Origin of the sequence: Mageeibacillus indolicus UPII9-5, from assembly GCF_000025225.2 — a bacterium.
Taxonomy (GTDB): Bacteria; Bacillota; Clostridia; order Saccharofermentanales; family Fastidiosipilaceae; genus Mageeibacillus; species Mageeibacillus indolicus.
Map to the genome: position 1 here is coordinate 1,526,114 of NC_013895.2, position 23,901 is coordinate 1,550,014.

Below are 23,901 nucleotides of genomic sequence, written 5' to 3' on the forward strand. Positions count from 1 at the left end.
CTATCCCTCCATGTAAATTGTCCTACGGCTGACAAAGCGGTAAACTAAAGCGATAAATATGATCACTAAGAGCAAATACATCCACGTCAGTCCAGCTGCATAGCCAAAATTCATCTCGGATGTCTGCTTAGTGACCAGTTGAATGACTGAGTTGCGACTGCTCGTGCAATAGTCAATAATACTGTACACAGTGTTCATAAGCAGCATGGGGGTAAGCAATGGAAAAGTAATTTTCCAAAATGACTCCCAAGCCGTGCAGCCGTCTATTTTCGCACTTTCATAGAGCTGATCAGGTATAGCTTTCAGACCGGCCATAAATATTAGGATCTGAACGCCGGTATGCCAGACAAGATTAAATATTTCATACACATAAGGCATTACCGTTTCCAAGATTTTATACGGTATTCCCATCGTCAGGAGCAAATCGTAGCTGCCACGGCCGTAAAATAAGCCCCTCTCGGCCTGATTGCCCATAATTTGATTTGATAAATAATCAGTAGTTAAAATTTCTATAACTGCGCCTGACATAATGATAACCGGTAAGAAAAATATAAGGCCGGCAATTGTACTTCCGCGAAATTTATGGTTCAGAATCACAGCCAAAAATAGGGACAAAAGCAAAATAAGGATAGTTTGGGCTATCATATTGCCGAAACTATCTAATATTGACCTAATATATCTCGGATCGGCCAAGAGGGCATCAGTAAAATTCTTAAGGCCGACAAATTTAAGCTTCATGCCATTTTCTGTTATACGCAAAGCCGAAAAAGCGTAAGTTATTGACTGAACCATCGGTAAGAAAAAAAATAATATAAATCCCAAGAGGAACGGTAGACAAAATTTTAATCCCGTTCTTGCCTGACGCCGGGTAAAAGAAAGTTTTTTACTGTGTTCACATCGTAAGCAGATAAAATGTCTCCGTGGCCGGTTTTCACTTTCATACCTGGTAGTTTTAAAAACACGCACAAATTTCATAGCTACTTCCCTCCTTCTATAACATAACTTAAAGGAGCGAATTCACGCGTTCCCCAGTTTATGATTTTGTCAGTATAGTTGACGAGAACAACCACACCACCGGCAAAAGTCGTCCGATGCAGACCTGAGGGCAAAATCTCATGATTATCTATCTGAACGCCTGCTACACGTTGTAAATCACGCCCGTATCGACTAAGTTCATCCTTTATTTGCTTCCGACAGGTCAACCAATTGCCACCATACAATAATTCTTTCACGGTTACATAATCCGGGCGGCTGATTTCTCCAGCCAAAGAATATTGTAAACAAGAACCGGTTTCTAACGCCTGCAAAATAACTTTTTTACGATTGCCGACTTGATTTATGCTCGGCCCACAATAAGCCCTTATTCCGCTCAATACCATCTGGTAAAACGGAACCTCATCATCCATTATCTCATAATGACTTCCGCTAATCGGCACATCGTATATTAGATCTGCGGCAGCAATACTATAATAGCAACCGCCGGCAACCGCCAGTTTTTGTTTTTCACTCAGCTTGGTCAACTCATTTTGGAAATAAGAAATTCCCCTGTCTCGGTCTATGGTGTAGTCTTTCCGATAGTCAGAATAAGCCATGCCACCCAGATCTTCACTCGCTATACCGTCAACCTTCCATTTATCCAAAGATTTTTGCAAAATTGCCATTCTTGCCTCTAGTTTCGCGGCATTCAGCAAATATTTTTCGCTTTTATCTTGCCTTGCCACACTACTTGCTCGATAATACTCATATTGTTTGGACGGCTCATTCGCCAAATTGCGAATAGCATCACCTTTGATTCTTATGCCTCGGCCTGAACGGGAAAAATAAAGTAGTGGCAACGACATATAGGTATTTATTTGTTTTAGTTTTAAGTCAGCTAAAAATTTTTTCATTTCTCTCTGCGGTTGAATCGGGCAAAACTCCCCTGCCGAATACCCAAGAATTGTATTTTTATCCCAAGCAGCCAGCCTGAGCTGAGGGCGGCATCCTGACCAATCAGTAAAATTATCAACTATCTCATTTACTGCATTCGGCAAAGAAATTTTTTCAATTTTTTCATACAATGGCACGCCAAGTACGGTTCCTTTTGTCGCGACGCCACCATAAATGCTGATTAAAATCGGATTCGTAATAGCTGTTTTTCTACTGCTGGGATCAATCTCGTTTTTTAATCGTTTGGCCATAGCTGGGTAACCACCTTTTCGTGGACAAAACAAAACGGTTATTTCTAAATCTGAGCTCAAATTCAAGCTTCTTTCCAAAATCGTTTGAAAACTATCCGGTGTTATATATTGTTTGTCCGACGCCCGAACAACAAAGTCGGCATAGGCTTGATTGAATTTACTTCTGTTCCCGGCGGTAGAAGCAAAAATTTCGGCACAACCGGCTCCTTGGCTGATCACAGCCAAAGCAGTGTCGCCATTTCTCTCCATACCGTAAACCGGCAAATAAATTTTTTCACGTCTTCCAGCGTAGGCGGGATAGACAAAGGCGCGGTTTATACCATAAACAGGCTCATTATAAATACCTTTGCGGCCATTATTAAAACGTAACAATCCGCCGCAGCCGTCTGGCAACAAAAAATATCCGTTATCTCTCGAATCGGCGACAAATAAGTTTGGCATCAAAGTGAATTTTTTAAATACAAACCGATCATTTTCATTAATTGAAGTGCGATCAATTCGTACTAACAGACGATCTCGTACAAGTTCAATATCCATGGCGAAACTCAACCCAACTGGAAGAGAGGAACGCAAACGGAGCAAATCACGGCCGTCCTTTTTAGTCAGCTCAGTTTTTATCTGAACATTTTCAGCGGCACTGTAAAACTCCGTTTCTTTGTTCATTTTGCGATCGTAATAAGAACCGGAAATTATTGATTTCAGCTTTAATTTCATTACTCCTTTAAGTCCGGCCATATTTTCATCAGTTATAGAAGAAAAATACTCACTACCATTAGCAAAGTCTCGCAAATAAAAATTTTTACCATCTGGAGTCAGATGAAGTTCCAAAGAATCATTTTTTAAACTCAGGGCCGCTTTGTTACCGGCCGTTGCCGTCTGGGAAGCAACAACAGCCTCACTTGCACTTGGCACACAAGATTTGGCAACTTGTTCAGATGAATCGTAAGCCATCCCCACCTTCTGTTTGGCCACTGTTGAACGGCAACTAGAACCTGTAGTCAAAAACACTGTCAATATCAGCAAAACGCTTAAACGGATAATATTTTTTCTATGTTTCATAATTACGACCTCAAAGTTAACTCATTATATACAATCAAAACTAGTTTGCTTACTTGCTCAAAAAGGATCACGCATAAAAACAAAAGGAAATATACAATAACTATTCCTGCCAAGGTCAAGAACAAGTTAGCTATAGTTGCTTTGAGAGTAAAGTCGTGCAAACGACCGATAACCGCGATAAGTACGCCTAAGGACCAAATATAGCCAACCACAGACAACATCAGCAAAAACGGCCTGCCTTCTAGGCTAAGGACATTGCTTAGCAGCAGTATCAAAACTTGCGTCGCCAAGTACGGCAGAAGCGCATAGGCGGAAACACAGTATATTTGTCCAGCGGTGCCTCGGCCGTATGAAAGACTAGCCACACTCCAATTGACCGAAACAAATATTAAATAAATTATTATTGTCGTCATAAGTGGTAGGAAAACATTGAATTCAGCCGGATTATTAGGGTTAAACGGGAAACCAGCAGCAAAATATTTGACTACTTCTAGTAGGAAGCAAAACACGACCACTGCCGTTGAAAATTTGTAAGATAAGCTCTTCGTATAGATAAGCTCGTCTACACCGTCTGAGGGTGACAGTGCCACAACTAGATGCTTTTTTAGATTTCTCATAAATTTTCCATGCTTTTTGAATTTCAAACGATAAAGTTTTATCAACATCATCACTATCAAAATTATAAGTATCAACCAAGGAAAATTCGTCCGCATAAAAGAGAAACGCAGTTCCGAGAAAGCGGCAGAATAATCTTCCCGACTGTCGCCCAAGCGGAAATATTTCAAGGCCTCAGCATAATTTTTTTGCTGAGCCGCCGCCTTCCCTAGGCCAATATAAGCAAGAGGGCAACAGCAATTACGCGCAATTATTTCTTCCCAAATCGGTTGGGCCACCGCGTATTCGCCGTCGTTATAAAGACGATCAGCCTGCTTAAGCAAACGCCCGTACTCTGTTACTGAAAACCTAGTAATCATACCATTTTTGCCGTCAAGCACATATACATATTCTCGAATACTTTCTATAGCTGCCGCCTTGGTAAAACAACCGAGTTGTTTACCGCTTCCGCCAAAAATGCCTAACAGCTGCCCGTTACGGTCATACTGAAAAATTCTCCCCCGTGCCGCGTCCAAAATGCTTAATACGCCTGTATCGGAAATATCGACATCAACAATTCGGCTCAAATTCGCCAAGCCGTCAATTTGTTGCTCTTCCGGGATAAAATCACCGAATAAAAGATCCCTGCCGTCCCACAAGCCTTTACCAGACGGATTCAATTTGCGTACTCGTCTTGCTTCTCTGATGCAGTTAGCAGAGCATGTATAAACAAAGTTTTCTGTATCTATATCGAAGTTCGTATAAGCTATAGGAACAAAGCGGTTCATCGCCTTCTTTTGCTCATCCGTCAAAAGTTTTTTCCAGTTCTGATCGATCAACATATCCAAGGTCATTTCCACCTCGTTCGGGCCGAAAAAGCCAAGAAAATCTCCGGTTTCAGACAACATTACAGCCCCAGAATAAAGTCCATCAACCAAGGCATAGACGTTTCGTGCCTTGTCCACAATAACTTTGTTGACGGCAAATGGAACGGCTGCATCATAGGCCGGTGAATTCGGCCGCTCGTACCGTTTTATCAGCTTACCAGTCCAAGTAAAACGATAAACGCATCTTTCCTGACGGTCAGCGATGTAAATTCCTGCCGGGCAGAGGAAAAAACCTCCAGCAGAAGCAAAACTCATGCGCTTTCCTGAAGCATCGTAAAAATTTATTTGCCCTTTCATATTCAATGCCTGATCAAGTATGATAACCCGGCTCTTGGCTGCATCAAGTCCGTACAGCTGTTCTTCATAGAAAAAAATATCGGTCAAATCGGATTTTTGTTCGCTGCATCCGAAATTTTTAGCAAAATCAGGAACATAATAATCCGGTGACGGCTGTTCGTTTTTGTTACGGTCGTAGGTATAGCTTTGCGAATGACCATATGTAGCCGTCACTTCAAGCGGCCATGCCAATAAAAATATCAATGACAGGCAAAAAACAACCAAGGATTTTTTCACAACTTTACTCCTTTATTCCCGAACTTGTCATAGTTTCAATTACCTTGCTTTGAACCAAAAGGAAGAAAAAAGCCGGCGGAATAATTAAAACAACGGCAGCAGCGGCAGCCACCCCGGCCCTAGCAATACCTCCGGCAGCAATTTGATTTAAGACCGTGGGCAAAACCTTATATTCTTCTTTGTATATGTATGCCGCGCCGGCACCTGCCCACAACCCCTGGAAACTAAAAATACTCAAAGTTAACCAAGCCGGCTTGACCATTGGCATAACCACCCGCCATATTATCTGCCATTCCGAGCAACCATCTATTCTGGCGGCCTCGATTATAGACATTGGTACCATCTGCTCCATGAATTGCCGCATCAGGAATAAGCCTAACGGTGCCGCCAAACCGGGCAAAATCATAGCATAGTAGGTATTAAGCATACCCGTCTTAGATAATATTAAATATTGAGCAACCATAAGAACTGGAGAAGAAAACAGCAATGTTTTAACCACTATCTGATTCAGCACGTTCTTACCACGGAATCGTCCGATGGCAAGCGCGTACGCCGCCATAGAAGCGATAATCACGTATACCACAGTCCCGGCCAACGAAACAAAAATACTATTGAACAGGTATCTGGAAAAGGGGACCCACAGCGTATCCGTCAAACGGAAAAGCTCACGGTAATTTTCCCAAACAGGATGATGTACGAAAAAGCGCGGAGGGAAAATAAAAAGTTCTTCCACCGGTTTTAGAGATTGCAGAACAGAATACACTAGCGGCAAGATAGAAAATATACCGGCTGCCAACAAAATCAAAAAGATAAAAAATGTGCCGGTTTTGGATCCTACTCCTCTGGTTCTTTGGTCTGATAACAGGATTTTTTTCATTCTAATCATCCCCCACTTTTTTTAGCAGTTTTTGAACCACTCCGTTGAAAACCAGCATCATAAAAAAGAGTAAAACGGCAATAGCGCAAGCATAACCCATTTCATTTCGCACCCCAGCCATGTCATTCATGTGAGTGATTAATGTTGAGGCGGCATAACCAGTTGACACCCCATTTGCTGTCGCTCCGGCAACATCTAACAAGGCTTGTCCGACAGTTCCCGCCGCAAAGCTTGCCCCAATCTGCATAACCGCCCCAAAAAGCAATTGCGGCTTCATATTCGGCAAAGTTATGTAAATTAGTTCCTGAAGGCGATTAGAAATTCCGTCTATCGCTCCAGCTTCATACTGTCGCCGATCTATACCTTGAAATCCAGCTATGAATGACAAAAACGACGTTCCCAAGCTCATCCACAACTGAACAACAATGATACAAGCCATGATATATCTGCGATCCGTAAGCCATTGAACCGGTTCATTTATTAAACCGATGGGCATTAGGAAGCTGTTTAGAAGGCCATATTGATCACCGCTGAAGATGAAGGCCCATACAGTATAAACCGCTGTTGACAACGAAGGTACATATAACATAAATGTAAACGCTGATCTTATGGCCGGTTTAAGTTCATTAACCAGCCAAGCAAAAAAAAGGCAGGTCACATAGCTCAGCGGGCCAGTAATCAAAGCAAAAACAATTGTATTACTCAAAGAAATCGTAAAAACGCTATCGTCAAAAAACATTCGTATATAATTGTCAAGGCCTTTGAAATTTGGGAATTGGACCATATTGAAATCAGTAAAGCTTAACACGATAGACGAAACTATGGGAAGAACAAGAAAGCACAGAAAAAGTAGGCCAAAAGGTAAAAGTAACAAATAATAAACAGTTGTCTTCTTCATTTGCTGTAACCCCTTCCCCTGTATTCTTCCCGTTTGCGCTCAAGCTCACGATCAATTTCCGCCGCATATTTTAAAAGAGATTCGCGATGGTTTATGCGATCGTAAACTGTAGCTCTGAATGCATTGGTCAGGTTGCGAGCCGTATAGTATGAGCCAGGCATTTGCGCTTGCTCTTTGACTTTATTCCATTGAGATAAAATAACATTCTGCTCTTTTGGCAGCCACGGCAAAGAGGCGAATGCGACTTGATTAGCCGGAGCGTATCGCCCGATTGCCCCCAGAAGGTCCTCAGTTTTTTTGCCGTATTCAGCCTGTTGACGGGCAGATGCGAACCAGAACACAAAGTCAGCTGCTTCACTCTTATGCTTGCTGGAATTAAGCACATAGGTTCCCAAACCGGACAACGCCTGAACACTGTTATCGATCCTCCCAGAACTCTCGTTACCTGGGATCGGATATACTGTCCATTTACCGGTTATTTCCGGTGCTGCCAACAAAAGGCGATTGTATTCTGTGTAGTCAGCCAAGGCCAAAGGCATTTCGCCACTTCTAAAACGGTTGTAGAAATCATAAGCTACCGGCAAATCATAATCAGTAAATAACCTAGTATATTGATGAAAGACTTCAATTGCCGTCTGATTATTAAAATCGGTATGCTCTAAATTATCGCTGTAATAAGACTGGCCGCGCTGCCATAACATAGTAGCAAAACTGCTGTCTCCTGACGGTATTCCAACTTGCATATTTTTACGCTGAATATTTGGGATAAGCGCGTAAAGGTCATCCCAGGTTCGGGGAATTTTCAGCCCCAATTCAGTAAATATGTCGGTCCTAATAAACATCAAAGGAAAAGATTGGGTCAATGGTAGGCCGAAACACCTGTTTTGATAATAATAAGGTCGGAAGGCTTGGCTTTGGCACTCAGTTTTCAATTTTTTGAAAGCAGCATTATCATCCAAAGGAAACAACGCGCCGCGCATTGCCAAATTAACAATTTCCCCGTTTGGAACATAAAGAACGACATCTGGACTATTACCGGCAAGAATAGCTTCGGTGATTCCCTGCTGAACCAGACTAAAATTGATTTTCTTCTTGCCGTTCTTTCCGGAATATTCATTATCGGCCATATCTTTTATCACCTGTAACTGCTCACGGCCGGCCGCCACCCACACAGTTAAACCATCCTTAGAATCATATTTCTTGGGAATAAATGACGCAAGCAATGCTTTACTTTCAAAACATAATTTTTGCCAAAAATTACCGTTAGCCATGGGAACTTTACCAGCCGGTGAACGGAGCATAATATAGTCTAAATCAAGAGGTTGATTGCTGATATTAAGCATAAAGGCTGAAAGAGCGTCTATATTACTCTTAAAATTCCCCAGTCGGGCCGGAATTGAGTCCGGCTTTTTTAGGAAAGAGTCCAGTTGAACTTCAAGGCTAGTTATCGCAGTCGCTTCGCCGCTATGAGTATCACCATCCTTTTTCCTTGAACTATCACTGCCTGCCCCCTGCCCGGCAGCACTGTTTTCTAGACAATTCCTTTGCATTACTAGCCTTTCTTTAATTTTTTTTAATCTGCCATGCAAATCCGGGAGGTCTCGTTCGATGAAATAATCTCGGTTATGGTCCGGGTTTATGCCCGTGATCATCATTATGCTCCGATATGTATCAGTCAACTCCGATACTAAATCGGTTAATCCAACAATCACCGCAGCTTCAGGGCCGGGTACAACTTCCATGGTTAAACTATGCTTGCCCTTGGTCAAAAAGATCTGAGCAGGATTGCCTTTTTCGTCCTTAAGCGATATGAATTGCCAGTCCGATGCATAAGGGAAAGCCAAATTTTGCGCAGCTTTGAAAGGCAGCCGTCCATCAATGTAAATCCTCCGGTTGACACTTAGCCCGCTTTTATAAGACTGTCTGGCTTTAAAATCAAGCAAATAAAGCCCGTCTTGCGGTACATCGAGTTCCCACTCCATCCATTGCCCATCATTGCTATAATTCAGACCACCAGCAATGTTAAGCAGCATTTTTTCTGGACTTACGGGTTGTAATAAGGGATCAGAACGGCTGTACATTGATCCAAGCGAAGCTGAAGAGGATGCTGTCAAATGCTCAGCTTGGAAGTAAAGCGAAGATCCGGTGTATGGAGCGGCTTCGCGATAGCGTTTGCTATTGCGCAAATCACTGTATGTTTGATAGGAAGGATAGGCAACTAGACGTAAACCATTTAAGCGGAAATCGGTGCGAATCCCTTCAAGAGTGAGTTGTATCTTACCGGCCGGCAACGCCAGTCGATAGGGATCGTTGCTTACGTTATTTTTAAGACGGTATATCAATTTATTCTCACGTTGCGATATCTTACAAACCGGTCTGATTTGGTCACCATTGCTGTCAGTTCTGATTGCCCCGTAGCTTACCGGTCGCGCCAATTCCAAAAAAACGCCTTTTTTTTCTGCGCCAAACTTCAACGTTGCTTTAAGCTGAATGACCTCATTGACTGATTCCTCGGCTTGATAAATTATTTCAAGGGCGTAATCCCCCGCTTTACCTACATCAGCCTGAAAAGTAATGTCACGCAACTCACTTTCCCAGTAAAGTCCTTTCGCCTCTGCCTTGAATTTGCCATGGACAGCAACCGGTTTTGAGAGATCGAAGACTATATCGGAATCAGAAGCAAATACCTTAATGCTGCCAAAATCCAAATATACGAGCGCTGTCAAAAATACAAGTGATGCCAGCACACAATTAAACAACAGTCTATGTCTTGACATACATTGCTTTAATTTGGCCAAATCCTTCATCTCCTTCATTTTGCCCGTCTGCTTATTTAACGCCTACCGAGTTATCTTTTACTTCAGTGCAATTTTTGATTGCATTCAGCAATCAGCCTGTCCAAAATATCATTATTAAGAACATTTTCGCTCAGTAGGGTAAGTATACGCAATGGCAGATCGTTCACTCTAACCCGATTGGTTTCACTCTCATCAAAGATCGGCAAGGTTAAAAGTTGCTCTTTGCCGGTGGAAATCAAAAAACGTTTAATTTTCTCAAACATTTCCCGGCCAGCCTCGCTGCTTCTTAATTGCCCTATGGTCGACCAACCAGTTATTTCCTTCTTTTTAACAAAGGTGGGTTTGAACCGGATCGGTGCTTTCAACCGGATATCTTGACTAGAAGCCGCTGCCAAAATTTGATATTCGCCGGCCGGGGAATAAAACCGATTCAGATCCTTATCGTAATAAGAGAAGCTACGCGCCGAAAGTTCAAATCTTACAGTTTTGCTTTGCCCCGGAGCCAGAGAAACCTTAGTAAATTCGCGCAATTCTTTGATCGGCCTAAGTACTTCTCCACAAGGATTTTCCACATAAATTTGTACCGTTTCACTTCCGTAACGTTCACCCGAATTTGTAACCGTAAGAGTTACTGTAACCACGTCATAATCACTAATTTCCTCCATTGATAAACTAAGATTAGAGTAAGTAAATTCCGTGTAACTCAGTCCGTGTCCAAAAGGAAATAACGGCTCGATCTCTTTCGTATCGTAATAGCGATACCCAATAAACACACCTTCCTTATAGGTAACCTTGCCACCCTGACCAGGATAATTAAAATACGCTGGCGTGTTAGCAAGAGCTTTCGGAAAAGTAACCGGCAACTTACCGCTCGGATTAACTGCACCGTAGAGCAGTTTCGCCAAAGCAGATCCCATGGCTTGTCCACCCAAAAAACATTCAACAATGGCCTTAACATTTTTCTGCCACGGCATCTCCACAGGTGAGCCGTTAGAGAGTATAACGACTGTATTTGGTTGAACGGCAGCGACCGTAGTAACTAATTTGTTCATATAAGCCGGTATCTTTAGATCCTTACGATCGTGTCCCTCAGCTTCTATTCCTTTTGGTAGCCCCACCATTACCAAGGCAACATCGGCCCGACCTGCAAAATTGATAATTTTCTCAAGTTCCTCCGGATCATCCAAGGAATCTGACGTAGCCGGAATATAATCGACTCTGCCGAAAGCCAGCTTCTTAATTTCATCAATCGGAATATCTCGGCGGGTAGGATTTACCAGTGCACTACCATCCATTTGGAAACGTGGCTCTGACGCAAATTCACCGAAAACTGCAATGTTTTGCTTGGAGTCGAGTGGAAGAATATGGTCCTCATTTTGCAATAAAATCATCGAGTTTTCGCATAATTTACGGACAAAATCATGGTGTTTCGGCTCGTTCCATTTCGCCTGCGGATCGGCCTGAGCCTGTGCTCTGAATACTTGACGCATAATTCTCCGGCAGCACTTGTCCAAATCCTCTTCGGTTAATTCACCTGAAGCAACAGCCGCCATAATGCGCTCATGAGATACTCCATGACTGCAAGGCATTTCTAAATCTAATCCAGCTTTAATAGCTCTTACACGATTGTTTATCCCGGACCAGTCAGACATGGTAAAGCCCTTAAATCCCCAGTCATTTCGCAAGACGTCTTCCAATAAATATTTATTTTCCGAACAATAGCTACCGTTGACCTTGTTTAAAGCCGTCATTACCGACCATGGTTGTGCTATCTTTATTGGCTTTTCAAAGGCAGCTAGATATATCTCGCGTAAGGTTCGCTCATCAATCTCGGCATCAATAAATTCGCGATCTGTTTCCTGATTATTTGCAGCATAGTGTTTTATGCAACACCCTATGCCTTCCCCTTGGACGCCCTGAATATAGGCAGTGGCAATATCAGCCGCCAAAAAAGGATCCTCTGAATAATATTCAAAACAACGCCCGCATAAAGGAGTGCGCACAATATTTACGGCCGGACCTAAAAGTATAGAGATGCCGTTGGCCTTAGCCTCTATGCCCAGATGATGCCCAGCTTCTTTGACAAGGTCTCTGTCCCAAGTCGCCGCCATACCTGGACCGGAAACATATGCCACAGCCGGTCGGCTCTTGTTCCAACCCATATGATCCGAAATTCCCTCTTGTTTACGCAGGCCGTAAGGCCCGTCAGCCACTTCCATAGACGGTAGACCGTAAGCAGGGAAATCCATAGTTTCCCAAAAATTTTTGCCTGAAAGATAATCGGCCTTCTCACTGATCGTCATTTTTCGCAAAATTTCTTCAATTTTTACTGACGATAAATCATCATTAAATTCAGCCCCCGTATTGTCATTTTTCATCTGCGACAACCTCCAAGTTAATGTTTAAACTGTGCGCGTCATCTGAAGATGTAGCCAGAGTGAGGATGAACAACCCGGGCTCGCACCGCAGCTCCCCATCAGAATCATAAAAGCTCAACATCTCTCTATTGACCTTAAAGTTAACTTGCTTTTTCTGTCCCGGTAGCAAGCTGATTTTCTTGAAACCTTTTAATTCTTTAACTGGTCGAGCAATTGATGCTGAGGGATCTCTGATATAAAGCTGTACAACTTCACTGCCCTCATACTTGCCGATATTAGCTAGGGTCACCGCCACCTCAGCCTCTTCATTAACCGCTATCGTCGGTTTATCCAGCTCAATTTCTTGCATCCGGAACTCAGTGTAGGACAGTCCAAAACCGAAAGGATATAGCGGATGATTCGGCCCATCCAAATAACGTGAAAGGAAATGTTCTTCGCTGCTTTCGTCAAGCAACGGTCGGCCTGTAGACAAATGATTATAATAAACTGGGATCTGTCCTTGCGCATATGGAATACTCATTGTCAGCTTACCGGAAGGATTAACTTGGCCAATTAAAATTTTAGCAATAGCCAATCCAGCTTGACTTCCAAGTTGATAACATTGAAGAATTGCCTGACAATGCTCAGCATACCAATTAAGCAGTAGCGGTCGTCCGTTCATAAGGCAAAGCACCAATGGAACACCAATTTCAGCCAAAGATTCCGCCAACTCCTGCTGTACGGCTGGCAAAGAAATCGACATACGGCTGCATGCTTCTCCACTCATAACATCATTCTCGCCTAAGGCTAAAATTACCAGGTCCGATTTTTCAGCCAGCAGCTTCGCCCGTTGCAAACCGCCATTTATCTTTTCATTTACCGCACAACCGGCTTCCGTCATAACTTTCCATCCCAATAATTCAAAACCAGATTTGAGATCTGTCGTTTCATTCTTGCGCGTACTGAATGACCAACAGCCGCAGAGATCCTTACTTTCGGCAAAAGGCCCTATTAGCGCGACCTTTTGCTCTGCTTTAATAGGTAAGATAGAATCATTTTTCAGCAAAACAACGCTGTTTTCCGCCAATTTTCGGCTGTAAGCCAAATATTCTCGGCAAAAAACCGTGGATTTGATTTTTTCGGGACTGTTTAGCGAACGGAATGGATCATCCATTAACCCGAGTTGATATTTTAGTGTCAAAATTCTTGTCACGGCCCGATCAACATTATCCGTAATAGCTTGGCTCGCACGGCATAGTTCCTCACCAAAACGGGTAAAGAAGTTCGTTGTCATTTCAATATCCAATCCGGCTTTTAACGCTTTAGCCGCCGCTTCCTTCTCGTTCACGGCAACTCCATGCGCAATCAATTCCAAAACGCCGTTATAGTCAGAAATCACCACACCGGCAAAATTAAGTTTATTTCTTAAGATCTCAGTAAGAAGCTTATAATTTGCTGTCACTGGGACTCCGTCAACCACGTTAAAAGCAGCCATAATTGAAGCTGCCCCCGCGTCAATTCCCGCCTTAAAAGGCAATAAATAATGATTAAACATAGTTGTTGGACTGAAATCAACAGTATTGTAATCGCGCCCGGCTTCAGCAGCCCCATAGCCTAAAAAGTGCTTTAAACACGCCGCCACGCTATGACTTGTACAACCAATCTTTTCACCTTGGTACCCTCGCACCAATGCGGCCGCAATAGCTGAACCGAGAAACGGATCTTCTCCGGCACTTTCCGCCACCCTGCCCCAACGCGGGTCGCGTACCAGATCAACCATCGGGGAGTATACATAATTTATACCGCAGGCAGCAGCTTCTTTAGCCGCAATCTCAGCCGCTCCCTGAATTAACTCCAGATCAAAACTCGAAGACCATGCCAATGGAATAGGAAACACAGTTTCAAAGCCATGTATTACATCTTGTGCAAACAGCAAAGGTATGCCCAAGCGAGACTCCTCAACCGCCATTTTCTGGAAATGTTTTATTTTTGCTGCCAATGCGGTAGGCTCGTCAACCAGAATCATTGAGCCGATCTTTCCTTCTCTAATCCGCTGCTCCACCGGCTCTCCTTTACCAGTGCTTCCGATGTAACTTATCTCGGCACCAACCGCCTGAGTCATTTGTCCTAGTTTCTCCGACAAAGTCATTTTCGCTAGCAATTCCTGCACTGCTTGTTGAATCTCTCGATCATTTTTAGGCTTTTTTTTATAATTCACGACTATCATCCTTAATTTCTTTCATTTTTCTCTTTAGCAGATTGGCGTTTCAGCAACTTTGTAATCATTGTAACAATCGCCGCTACAATAGCAGCAAAGACAGGCAACAAAATCTTAATAGCTAAATATGAGTGTCCACCATTATTTACGCCAGCTATTTCTCTGTTCGCGCTGTCCTTTTTTTTTACCGCCGGAGTACCGTTCAACCTCAAGTAATCAAGTTTCAAGTCGCCGGGCTGGTTTTCATATATTTCTATACTTGACTCATCTGGCAAGGCCAAAGATAAGTCTGCTTCCCTCATATTTTTGCTCGCCGGCAAATTGACTTTGTATTCTTCCCCGTTTAATATCAAATGCAATTCAGAACCTTTCGGGCTAATATAACAGATTTCCATCTTGTTTCCACCACGCACGCCAGAGAAACACAGCTTATTTCCCGCACCAGCCAAGCCCGTAACCATTTTGCAGCCAGATGCCCCTTGAGAATCAACTACCTTAGCATCTCCAACAAGTTGCGCCCATTCAGCCTCAAGTCGATCATTTAGCGCAATCTTGTCCAGCAAAAGCTCTCCTGCATTACACTTGATTTCCAACTCACTGTTTTCTGCTAGAATCAAAGGTATACCATAGCCCCGATAAGTTGAAGTTGCCGGCAAAACCACCTTACCTTTAGAACGATCGCCTGATTTCAGCTCAATTTCAACCTTTACGTCTGCCTTATAGGTCAAAACAAGTTGCTGGGCCATTTTGCATTTATCAAAAAATATACTTTGGCCCTTGGAAAGCCGGACCGATTCGCCTTGGCTTGCCGTCTTATCACTTACAATATCATTTTCGCTTTCCGCAGCCTGTTCCGCTTCTTCCCCGTTTTGAGCCGGATATTGCATAGCCCAGTCAAGCACCGTAAGCGGTTTTCCTTCCTCTTTAAAAAGGTTGTAGCCAAAATACATTATGCCGCGTACAAAAGGATAATTGCGGCGATAAAAATCTACCGTCCCTTTCATAGCGGCTTCTTTGGCTGCCCTGTCCAAAACCAATCCGGCTGTCTGATCGGGCCAAACACCTTTGTTGTATTCCAAAGTATGGAATCCGCACTCAACTACCAAATTAGGCTTATTGGGATAATCCTTCAAAAAGCGATCCATAGTTCCTTTTAGGCTTGCTAAATTGAACACATTTTCTGCGCCTTCCGAAACAGACGGCAATTTCTTCCCGGCAGGATATGCGTAGTTATTAATAAAATAGCCATCCGCATGTGCGGATACATAAGACGGTATCTCAAAGGAATCGTCCCAACCGTAAAAAACACTCAAATACAGTTTGGCACCGGAATTCCCTTCAGCTGCAGTTATTTCACGCATCCGCCTGATCAATTCTTCGGCATAAGTTTTCTGTCGGTCTTTACTCAAATCTGAATTCACACCACCAAGATTCGCTTGAACGACAGGATCATCAATGGGCATATTAAGCGCATAATACAAAACAGTTCCCCTATTTTCCTTCTTACAGGTGAAACGAATCAGATCTTCGTGCCTTTTTATTATTTTACCGACATCGTCTTTGGAAAAAGCGAATGTTTTGTCATAACCTTCAATTCTCACCACAATTTTTATATCAAGCTTGTTCAAAAGGTCAAACAACGCGCTTCGGTAGGCCGGATCATAACTTTCCAAACCGTAAACCGTAATCGTGTTAAGATGATAAGTATTTTTCGCCCGACTCAATTCACGGTTTAACCAAGCCGCATAATCCGCGCGATTTTCCAAAACGAAAGTGGCACCACAGACAAATTCATCTGCATTTACCTGTTGCCTATACGGTGTCATAACTAAAGCTGAAACATAATTATTTTCTGTAAAAATCATTGCCATAATCAACACAAGTAATATAATTTTTTTCATATTACGCCCCTCTCCTTTGAGATAACAGGGTTTACTGTCATACGTTTCGATTATAGATAGTGTGAATATGCTTAACAATTATTAAAATCGCTCAGTTATTCTCAAATATTGACATTGCGACAGAGTTATTGGGATAGTTAGTGAGAGAGCTACAGTTGGGCCATTATTTTAGGGAATTTATAATACTAACCCAATTTTTTAAATACTGACTTCACTTGCGAGAAATTAAAAATCATATATTTAGAAACATACAAATTATATTAACTTTGATTAGGCTACGTCATTCGTCCTATGCCTCACCGCATACACTTATATAATTATTTCTGAACGATGCTTGATTTACAATATTGACCCGGGGACACACCGTTAATCTGTTTGAACAATCTGTTAAAGGTTTTAACATTATTTATCCCTACCGTCTCACTAATTTCGACTATGGTCATGTCGCTGCCGGCCAGCAAAAGGTCGCGAGCCTTATTGATACGATAGGTGTTGAGATAGCTTAAAAATGTCTGACCAGAATACTTCTTGAAAAATCGGGCAAAATAGCCCGGACTGAAGTTGAATGCTTCAGCGGCCTGCTGCAAGCTGAGAGGTTTTTTGTAATTTTCTTCAATATAAGCAAAAAAATCATCCAACTTAATAATCATGTCTAAATTTTCCGTCTTTATGTTTTTACTCCCGGCAGGTTCTACGTAATTACATAGATAAAATATCAAGTCAAATATTCTTGCTCGCACCGCTAGATCCCAGGCAAATACATCAGGATATCGCAATTCTTCAAGCTCGTCGATCAACGTCCGGACGCGCTTATAGTCGGCTGTGCTCCATTCGCGGCTTGAATAAGGAATGTTAATAAGTTTTTTGTGCAATTCCTGCGCATTTACACCAAGAAAATTGTCACCTTTTTCGAACAATTTATAACCGAAAAGAATAACTAAGCGTTCGTTGCATTCGCTTGCCATGTAAAGATGACTGCTGCCGTCAGGAATAATTACAATATCTCCTTCCGTAACTTCATAAGGCTTGTTGTCAATAATCATATTGACTCTGCCTTTTTTGCACAAAATAAGTTCAACTTCCCTGTGCCAATGATAAGGAACATAGCTACCTAATGTGTCATAAAATAGGCAGTACGGTATTGATTTCTTGTTTTGATGCAACTGAAAGCTAGAGTTTTTGGCCATGGCTGTACCTTTAAACTTAATTTGCTATATTCCTTTCATCCGGTAATTCGGCATTGACTTAAAGCATATCACATATCCCGGCAACCTTAATTCTATACCATTACAACAAATGTACAAGCGGCCTAGATATAATAGCGCAGCAACATATATTACAAATAGTGCGTAATACCTCGCGCAATATCTCATGCTCAATAATGTTACCCCGTAAAGATAAATTCACCGATTTCGAGTGCCTTCCCGCAGAGATGACGGTGAAATGTCAAGATACTTGCGAAAAACGGCGGAAAAATATTTATAGTCACTGAACCCGGTAAGTTCGGCTATTTCGTAGACGCGCATATCTGTGTTGCGCAGCAAGTGCAAGGCTACGCTGATACGGTAACGATTCAGGTAATCATTAACTGTGTAGCCGGTATCTTTTTTGAAAAGGCGGTTAATATATGTGTCTGAGATATTGAACTCTCGGCATAGATCATTTAAACCGCACGGTTTCATATAATTCTTGGAAATATACAAAATAATTTGCTTGACCAGTTTATTTCGCGCTTCATGTTCAACCGGCAGCAAATCCGGGATCGGGTTAGTGTCTACGGCCGCCAACTTCATCTCCGCTGCCCGTTGTAGGTCAAGACCGGACACAATTTTGGCCAGCAAATCCGAGAGTTCCTGATGGTCGATCGGCTTGAGCAAATAATCGGCGACCCCTAGCTTAATTGCTTGGCGAGCATATTCAAATTCAGAATAACCGGTCAGGATAATCGCGGCAAAGCAGCGATTTTCTTCCCGTGCCAAGCGTAGCATTTCCACGCCGCTCAAGTGGGGCATACGAATGTCGGTAACTACTATATCGGGGTTTTCGCTTCTGATTAAATCTAAGCCTTCTTTCCCGTTGCCAGCTTCACCGACAACTATGCAGTTGTGCAAAGCCCAGTTTTGCGTAAACACTATGCCCTTGCGAATAATTTTTTCGTCTTCCACCACAATAACTTTGTACATTTATCAAGTTACCGCCTTTCAGGACAATTCCCGTCGTTCAATCGGACAGAGGTAAATATATGGTCACTGTTGTGCCTTTGCCGGGCGATGAGTTTACTTGAACCCGTCCACGCCGGCCGTAACGCAAATCAACTGTCTTAAACACATTATAAAGCCCGAAGGACAAATGTTTGCCATCATTTTTTCCGGGGGGGACGGTTTTTTCTTGCGCTGATGCTGGCGAGGTTGCCTGGCGCATGTCTGCCACGTTGTCTGGCCGGATATCCTGCCGCGTGTCAGCTCCGGAGGCTGGCCGGCTGTCCGCTCCGGGAGCTGGCCGACTGTCCGCTCCGGGAGCTGGACGTATGTCCGGCTGCGTATTTATCCCGGTTTCCGGTCGGGGTTCTGTCCGCATATTCGTCTCGGCGTCCTGCTGCGTGTCCGCTCTGGGAGCTAACCGGATGTCCGGTGACGTATCCCACCCGGTTTCCGGCCGCGTATCCCTCTGAATATCCAGCGAACAGATCTGAGCAAGTTTCGCCGGCGAAATGCCGGGACCATTATCTTCCACCCTTATTATAAGATATTCAGATTCAACCATTACAGAAATATTTATCAGCACTCGGTCAACCTCATCAATCGAATAAGTAATCGCGTTTTCCACCAACGGCTGAATCAATAATTTAGGAATTTCGATATTCGACAGCTCGGCCGGCAACTCTATGCGATAATCCAGCCGCTCATCGAAACGCATTTTTTGCAATTGCAGATAAGCTTCAATATAACCCATGTCGGTAGAAAGACTGACCTCCGCCAACCCATAATTGACCGAATAGCGCAAAAGTCTAGCTAAACACCCCATCATCACCACCGCATTTGCCGGGTCAAAATCTATTTCATACCTTATAGTTTCCAAAGTATTAAATAAAAAATGCGGGCTAAATTTGGCCTCAAGATCTTTGATCTCCATCGCCCGTTTTACTTCCGCCAAAGCACAATTGCGCTCAAGAAGGGTCTTGATCTCGCCGGCCATCGCATTATACGCATTAAACAAAGTTTGAAATTCCGGATAAGTTTCCGCGGTAATATGGTAGGCATCTCCATCACCGGACTTACCGCCCAGGTGCAAAGCCAAATTCAATTCGCGAATCGGTTCGGTAAGTTTCTGGGACAGGCGGCGGGAAATAAAGAAGGTAAGTAAGCTTAATAAAATCTCCAATATGGTCATCAGCAACAATCCGACCTTTAAATTACCGGCGTATTCGGCAATATCCGCATAGCTGAGAATTTGCAATCGAGTATCGGCCAAAGTAAAACTGCTGCGCACGGTAGTCAAATGCCGCCAAATACGGTTGCCAGACTGCTGGTGGGCAAGGCGCGCTTTACCGATCGAATCTGTTGCCGATTGATCCGAGGAAAAGATCACATTGTCGAAACGGTCGGTAAGCAGGAGATCGACTTTGGCGGCGCGGACTTGCTCGATCACCGTACCGGCCAAAGGTTCCAAAATCAGCTCTCCTTGCCCACAAGGGAAACGCAACAATAGCAGGCCAGGTCTTGCCGCGTAGCCATCCGTTTCGCGGCGTTCGACCGGAAGTGAGGCGTGCAGAGAACGCGGCACCGCTTGCACGGTCACGGGCAAATTTTCCCTATAATAAGTGCCAGAAAAGTTTTCGGCCTTGCGTGCGATATCCGCCCCGGTTAAACCTTCGGGGAATTTTCGATGCACCGCCTCAAACAAATTCGTAGCGATAACCTGCTTGTGTCCATCCAAAATATAAAAATTACAGTCGAGTCCACTGTTCCGCCGAAAATCATACATCAGATTATATAGCCGATGCTCCGCTTCCCGCTCAGCCTTGCTTCCGGGCGCTGCTAAAGCGTATTGGGAAATATTCGGAGCTATCTTGGCCGCCGCTACCTTCCCAGCTGTTACCTGAGCGGTTGCCGCCCGGGTCAAGGCCGCAATCGACGCTTGATTACTGATTTGTAAGCGGCTTTGCAACTCATTGAAGTAAAAGAAAGCACTGACGGAAAAATAGATCAGCATGGCCGCAGCAATCGCCGCGCTCACATACTTGAGGAATAGTCGCTGCACCTCCTGCCCGAACGTGGGACGAAGGGGAGCCGGGAATGAGGCTGACGTGTGTTTTTGTCGCATAGTTATCATTAGCGGTGTGAGTCATCAGAGAGCCAGAATCATCGAACGCAACCGCGAACTCTCCTGCTGCCCGCTCCATCCTTTCCGTACGAATATATTATCATATGCTTGTACTCAAATACTGATTTCTTTACGTCCTGATAACTTAAAGAATAACAGCAAAGATATGACAGATGTCAAGGTCAAAACCGTCAAAAAAGTGGCTCCAAACTGGATGTGTAATCGCCGAAGAAGCGGACAAAAGGCAGAGAATTCAGAAACAGATCAAGGAGGTGAAACAGTGGATGGATCACCTTTTGGGAATGCACGTAGTTTGAATCGATATTCAAACCTTTTATTGATTTGATTAATCAAATGCTTGACTGTTAGAAATTACAGCAGTACAATAAGTTCAGTTATACAACATGTTCAAGAGTACAACATGTTCAAAATGCGGAAAGGAGATTCATTATGAAAAGGCTTATGAAGTACTCAGCTGTAGCTTTAGCTCTGATGTTATTTATCGGTGGAGCAACATTTGTTTCTGCTAGAAACATAGCTGAATATGACGTGGTGATGCCAAGATTTGGTGGTGCCACTTATACTGACACACTTACCAAAACAAATCAAAGTCGTGCGGTAAATAACAATGGTTCTATTGGTGGTGGTTACAAAATGAACTGTGCGGTTTATTGGGGAAGTGACAAGATTACTGAGGATTACTCATTAACATCCGGATCACGCATTCTGATTCCTTACAATGAAGCATATAACTTTGTTGATAGCAATGTAAAGCTTGGCATGTGGACTGGTTTAACGACTTATGTAAAAGTTGCAGCAAGTGGTTCTTGGAGCCCTGATGAGAATTAATCACGGGCAAGCAATAGTACATAAAGGGGGAGGCTTCCACCTTCCCCTTTTTAATTCCATATTGTTTTTTGGGGGAATTACATGAAAAACAAGAAGTTGATGTTTAAGCATTTGTTTGGATTTAGAATGTTGCTCAGTATCATTCTTTGCTTATTATCAATGAGCATTGTTTCTTTCCAGAATGCCGGGCAAGAATATTTCAAAAATAAGACTAGTTTTATAGCCTTTAGTGATGGTTACTTTAACTCTTTACTTCCGTTTATGGTTTTCATTGCTTGCGCTCTTCCGGCAGCTGACATATACGCATCTCACAAGTCATCTGGGATGTTACGGTATTTCATCACTAGAACAGGGAGGAAACGTTATTTCATAGAAATTTTTCTCATCAATGCCATATGTGCCTTTGTAGCATTGTTTATAGCATTCTCTATTTGGGTGCTTATTTCAGTTCTGTTGTGTACAGGGAAGCCTAATTTAGATCTGGAACTGAACCATACGCAACAATATACTTACGCCTCTCTCTATCTGATTTCACCTACTATGTATGTATTGATGGCCATTCTACACGGGTCAATCTTTAGTGCCGTATTTGCAACACTGGCTCTAGCGTTGACTTTTTACGTGCCTAAAAAATTTGTTGCTTGGGTTTCACCCGCCTTAATTTCCATCTTTTTATCATTGGTGGCCATGTTTTTACACCTGACTCACTTTGAGCCCAGTGTGATGTTTGCATTTACCAAGGTTGGGCATCTTAATGCAGTTTTAGTGTGGTGCTCTTGGTTAATCATCATTTTAGCTAGCGTCATTCTCGCTTGGCTAAAATTCATGACAACCAAGAACATTCAAGGAGAGTAAGATCATGAAAAGCAAAAAGGTATTTTCATTCCTGATCTATAGCTTCACCGGGTTAGTTTTGTTATTTAGCTTAAGCCAAGTTGTTGGAATTATAAGCAAGTATGGTAAATTCTCATATGGCGAATTAACTGCCTATTTTTTAAATGATAGCTATACAGGATTTTTCACTTTTCCCTTTTGCTTGGGTGCTTTGCTAGTTAATCAAACGCAAAAAGAGTCAAATCTTTATTTTATTATGTCGAGGTATAAAAGCCGTATAGTATATATTCTTAAACGAATAAGTAATTGCTCGATTATTGCTTTGAAATACTATGCGATCATATTGTTTTTGTCAATCTTATCGTGTATTAGCAATTCACTGTTTAATAGCAAAACATCTGATGCATTTCAAGAGCTAGCGAAAACTTTTACAACCAAGCCTGCCACTATCTCTAAAAGTGTTTTTTCAACCGCTCTACAGAGTGGACTTGCTTATCTGATGGTGATAATAATTTTAGTCTTATTCTTCCTGTTACTAACGCAGACCAAATTAAATGGCGCAGCTATTTTTGCTGTTTTCAGTGTAACCATCATGATAAACGCTTTTGCTTGTCTTGGCTTTTTTGGCAATATTTTTAGTAATGCCAATCTCTTTGCTCTCCTACTTCCTCTACAGAGCACACATCATTTCAGTCTAGAAGTACTGATAGGTATATGTGGAATCTTACTACTGCTAAGCCTTAACATCTTGCTAATTTGTAAGCGCGACTTGGTTCTACCAAAGTCTAACAAAAATTATGAAACGGAGTGAACGATGGATAATTTTGCAATTGAGCTCAAGGGATTATCTAAGAACTATGGGAAAAGAAACATTTTTGAAAACACCTCATATGCTTTTGAGACTGGGAAAAGCTACGGAATCGTTGGTCCTAATGGATCCGGTAAAAGCGTACTTTTTAAACTGATTGCCGGTTTAACACTCCCAACATTAGGTAAAATTTTTGTTGAAGGAAAACAAATAGCAGTATTGGGTTCTTTGCCAGAGAGTATTGGCTACATAATTGAGAATCCCGGTTTTTTACCTGAACTCTCCGGTTTTAAAAATTTAGAGATATTATCTGGGATTAGAGGCTTAGTTGGTGCCAGTGATATTAAGCAAATGCTTGAAAAAGTTGGCTTGTCTGAATCCATGGATATAAAAACCCAAAATTATTCGTTGGGAATGTTGCAGCGTTTGGCGTTAGCACAAGCCTTATTGGAGCACCCTCGTATTTTACTTCTTGATGAACCCTTTAATAGCATCGATAAGGAAGGCGTTGCTGAATTGCGCCAAGTAATTCTCAACTATCAAAAAGAATATGATGCCACAATTTTGCTTACCTCTCATAACGAGGATGATATCCGTTTTTTCAATAGTAAAATTGTGTATATTCGTGATCATCAGCTTGTTTAACGATATAAGCTGAATTATTCATCTCTTTCCCACATCTACTTCGCTCCGCCGGAGGATTTTTTGTTACCTGATTCTCTTCCCACTAGGAGAAACAGTCGCT

16 protein-coding genes are annotated in these 23,901 nt (G+C 42.6%); 4 read left to right on the forward strand and 12 right to left on the reverse strand.

All coding sequences use genetic code 11. The features are described 5' to 3' along the window. The 12 genes from HMPREF0868_RS06630 to HMPREF0868_RS08090 form a co-directional block, all read right to left on the reverse strand. Window positions 1-975: a carbohydrate ABC transporter permease gene (locus HMPREF0868_RS06630; RefSeq protein WP_012993961.1), complete on the reverse strand. Its 975-nt coding sequence runs from the start codon at window positions 973-975 to the stop codon at window positions 1-3. Window positions 976-977: 2 nt separating this feature from the next. Continuing rightward, window positions 978-3,239 (reverse strand): DUF5696 domain-containing protein, encoded by a 2,262-nt coding sequence (locus HMPREF0868_RS06635; RefSeq protein ID WP_012993962.1) that lies wholly within the window; start codon window positions 3,237-3,239, stop codon window positions 978-980. Between the two features lie 2 nt (window positions 3,240-3,241). Then, the gene (locus HMPREF0868_RS06640) at window positions 3,242-5,293 is read right to left on the reverse strand and encodes a tetratricopeptide repeat protein (protein WP_012993963.1); all 2,052 of its coding nucleotides are present in this window, start codon (window positions 5,291-5,293) and stop codon (window positions 3,242-3,244) included. A gap of 4 nt (window positions 5,294-5,297) precedes the next feature. After that, a complete protein-coding gene (locus tag HMPREF0868_RS06645) occupies window positions 5,298-6,170 on the reverse strand; it encodes a carbohydrate ABC transporter permease (protein ID WP_012993964.1) in 873 nt (290 codons plus the stop codon). A gap of 1 nt (window position 6,171) precedes the next feature. Next, a complete protein-coding gene (locus HMPREF0868_RS06650) occupies window positions 6,172-7,068 on the reverse strand; it encodes a carbohydrate ABC transporter permease (protein ID WP_012993965.1) in 897 nt (298 codons plus the stop codon). Next, window positions 7,065-9,884, reverse strand: coding sequence for an extracellular solute-binding protein (locus tag HMPREF0868_RS06655; RefSeq protein WP_012993966.1), 2,820 nt, complete (start codon window positions 9,882-9,884; stop codon window positions 7,065-7,067). The genes HMPREF0868_RS06650 and HMPREF0868_RS06655 overlap by 4 nt, the downstream gene beginning before the upstream one ends. 44 nt (window positions 9,885-9,928) lie before the next feature. Further along, window positions 9,929-12,244 carry a glycoside hydrolase family 3 C-terminal domain-containing protein gene (locus tag HMPREF0868_RS06660; protein WP_012993967.1) on the reverse strand — a complete coding sequence of 772 codons (2,316 nt, stop codon included), beginning with the start codon at window positions 12,242-12,244 and terminating at the stop codon, window positions 9,929-9,931. Continuing rightward, a complete protein-coding gene (locus tag HMPREF0868_RS06665; RefSeq protein ID WP_012993968.1) occupies window positions 12,234-14,441 on the reverse strand; it encodes a glycoside hydrolase family 3 N-terminal domain-containing protein in 2,208 nt (735 codons plus the stop codon). The genes HMPREF0868_RS06660 and HMPREF0868_RS06665 overlap by 11 nt, the downstream gene beginning before the upstream one ends. Before the next feature lie 11 nt (window positions 14,442-14,452). Next, a complete protein-coding gene (locus tag HMPREF0868_RS06670; RefSeq protein WP_012993969.1) occupies window positions 14,453-16,342 on the reverse strand; it encodes a carbohydrate-binding protein in 1,890 nt (629 codons plus the stop codon). Between the two features lie 317 nt (window positions 16,343-16,659). After that, window positions 16,660-17,529 carry an AraC family transcriptional regulator gene (locus HMPREF0868_RS06675; RefSeq protein ID WP_012993970.1) on the reverse strand — a complete coding sequence of 290 codons (870 nt, stop codon included), beginning with the start codon at window positions 17,527-17,529 and terminating at the stop codon, window positions 16,660-16,662. A 216-nt stretch (window positions 17,530-17,745) separates the two neighbouring features. After that, on the reverse strand, window positions 17,746-18,525 hold the full coding sequence (locus HMPREF0868_RS06680) for a response regulator transcription factor (protein WP_012993971.1): 780 nt from the start codon (window positions 18,523-18,525) through the stop codon (window positions 17,746-17,748). Between the two features lie 37 nt (window positions 18,526-18,562). After that, complete coding sequence (locus tag HMPREF0868_RS08090; protein ID WP_180978043.1) at window positions 18,563-20,665, reverse strand: histidine kinase; 2,103 nt, start codon at window positions 20,663-20,665, stop codon at window positions 18,563-18,565. Window positions 20,666-21,115: 450 nt separating this feature from the next. On the opposite strand from HMPREF0868_RS08090, the gene HMPREF0868_RS06695 reads away from it, so the two are divergent. From HMPREF0868_RS06695 to HMPREF0868_RS06710, 4 genes are all read left to right on the forward strand, one after another. Continuing rightward, window positions 21,116-21,514 (forward strand): hypothetical protein, encoded by a 399-nt coding sequence (locus tag HMPREF0868_RS06695; RefSeq protein WP_012993974.1) that lies wholly within the window; start codon window positions 21,116-21,118, stop codon window positions 21,512-21,514. 81 nt (window positions 21,515-21,595) lie between these two features. Continuing rightward, window positions 21,596-22,369: a hypothetical protein gene (locus tag HMPREF0868_RS06700; protein WP_012993975.1), complete on the forward strand. Its 774-nt coding sequence runs from the start codon at window positions 21,596-21,598 to the stop codon at window positions 22,367-22,369. 4 nt (window positions 22,370-22,373) lie between these two features. Then, the gene (locus HMPREF0868_RS06705) at window positions 22,374-23,159 is read left to right on the forward strand and encodes a hypothetical protein (protein WP_012993976.1); all 786 of its coding nucleotides are present in this window, start codon (window positions 22,374-22,376) and stop codon (window positions 23,157-23,159) included. A gap of 3 nt (window positions 23,160-23,162) precedes the next feature. Continuing rightward, entirely contained in the window at window positions 23,163-23,801 is a 639-nt protein-coding gene (locus tag HMPREF0868_RS06710; protein ID WP_012993977.1) for an ATP-binding cassette domain-containing protein, read from the forward strand. The last annotated feature ends 100 nt before the right edge of the window (window positions 23,802-23,901 follow it).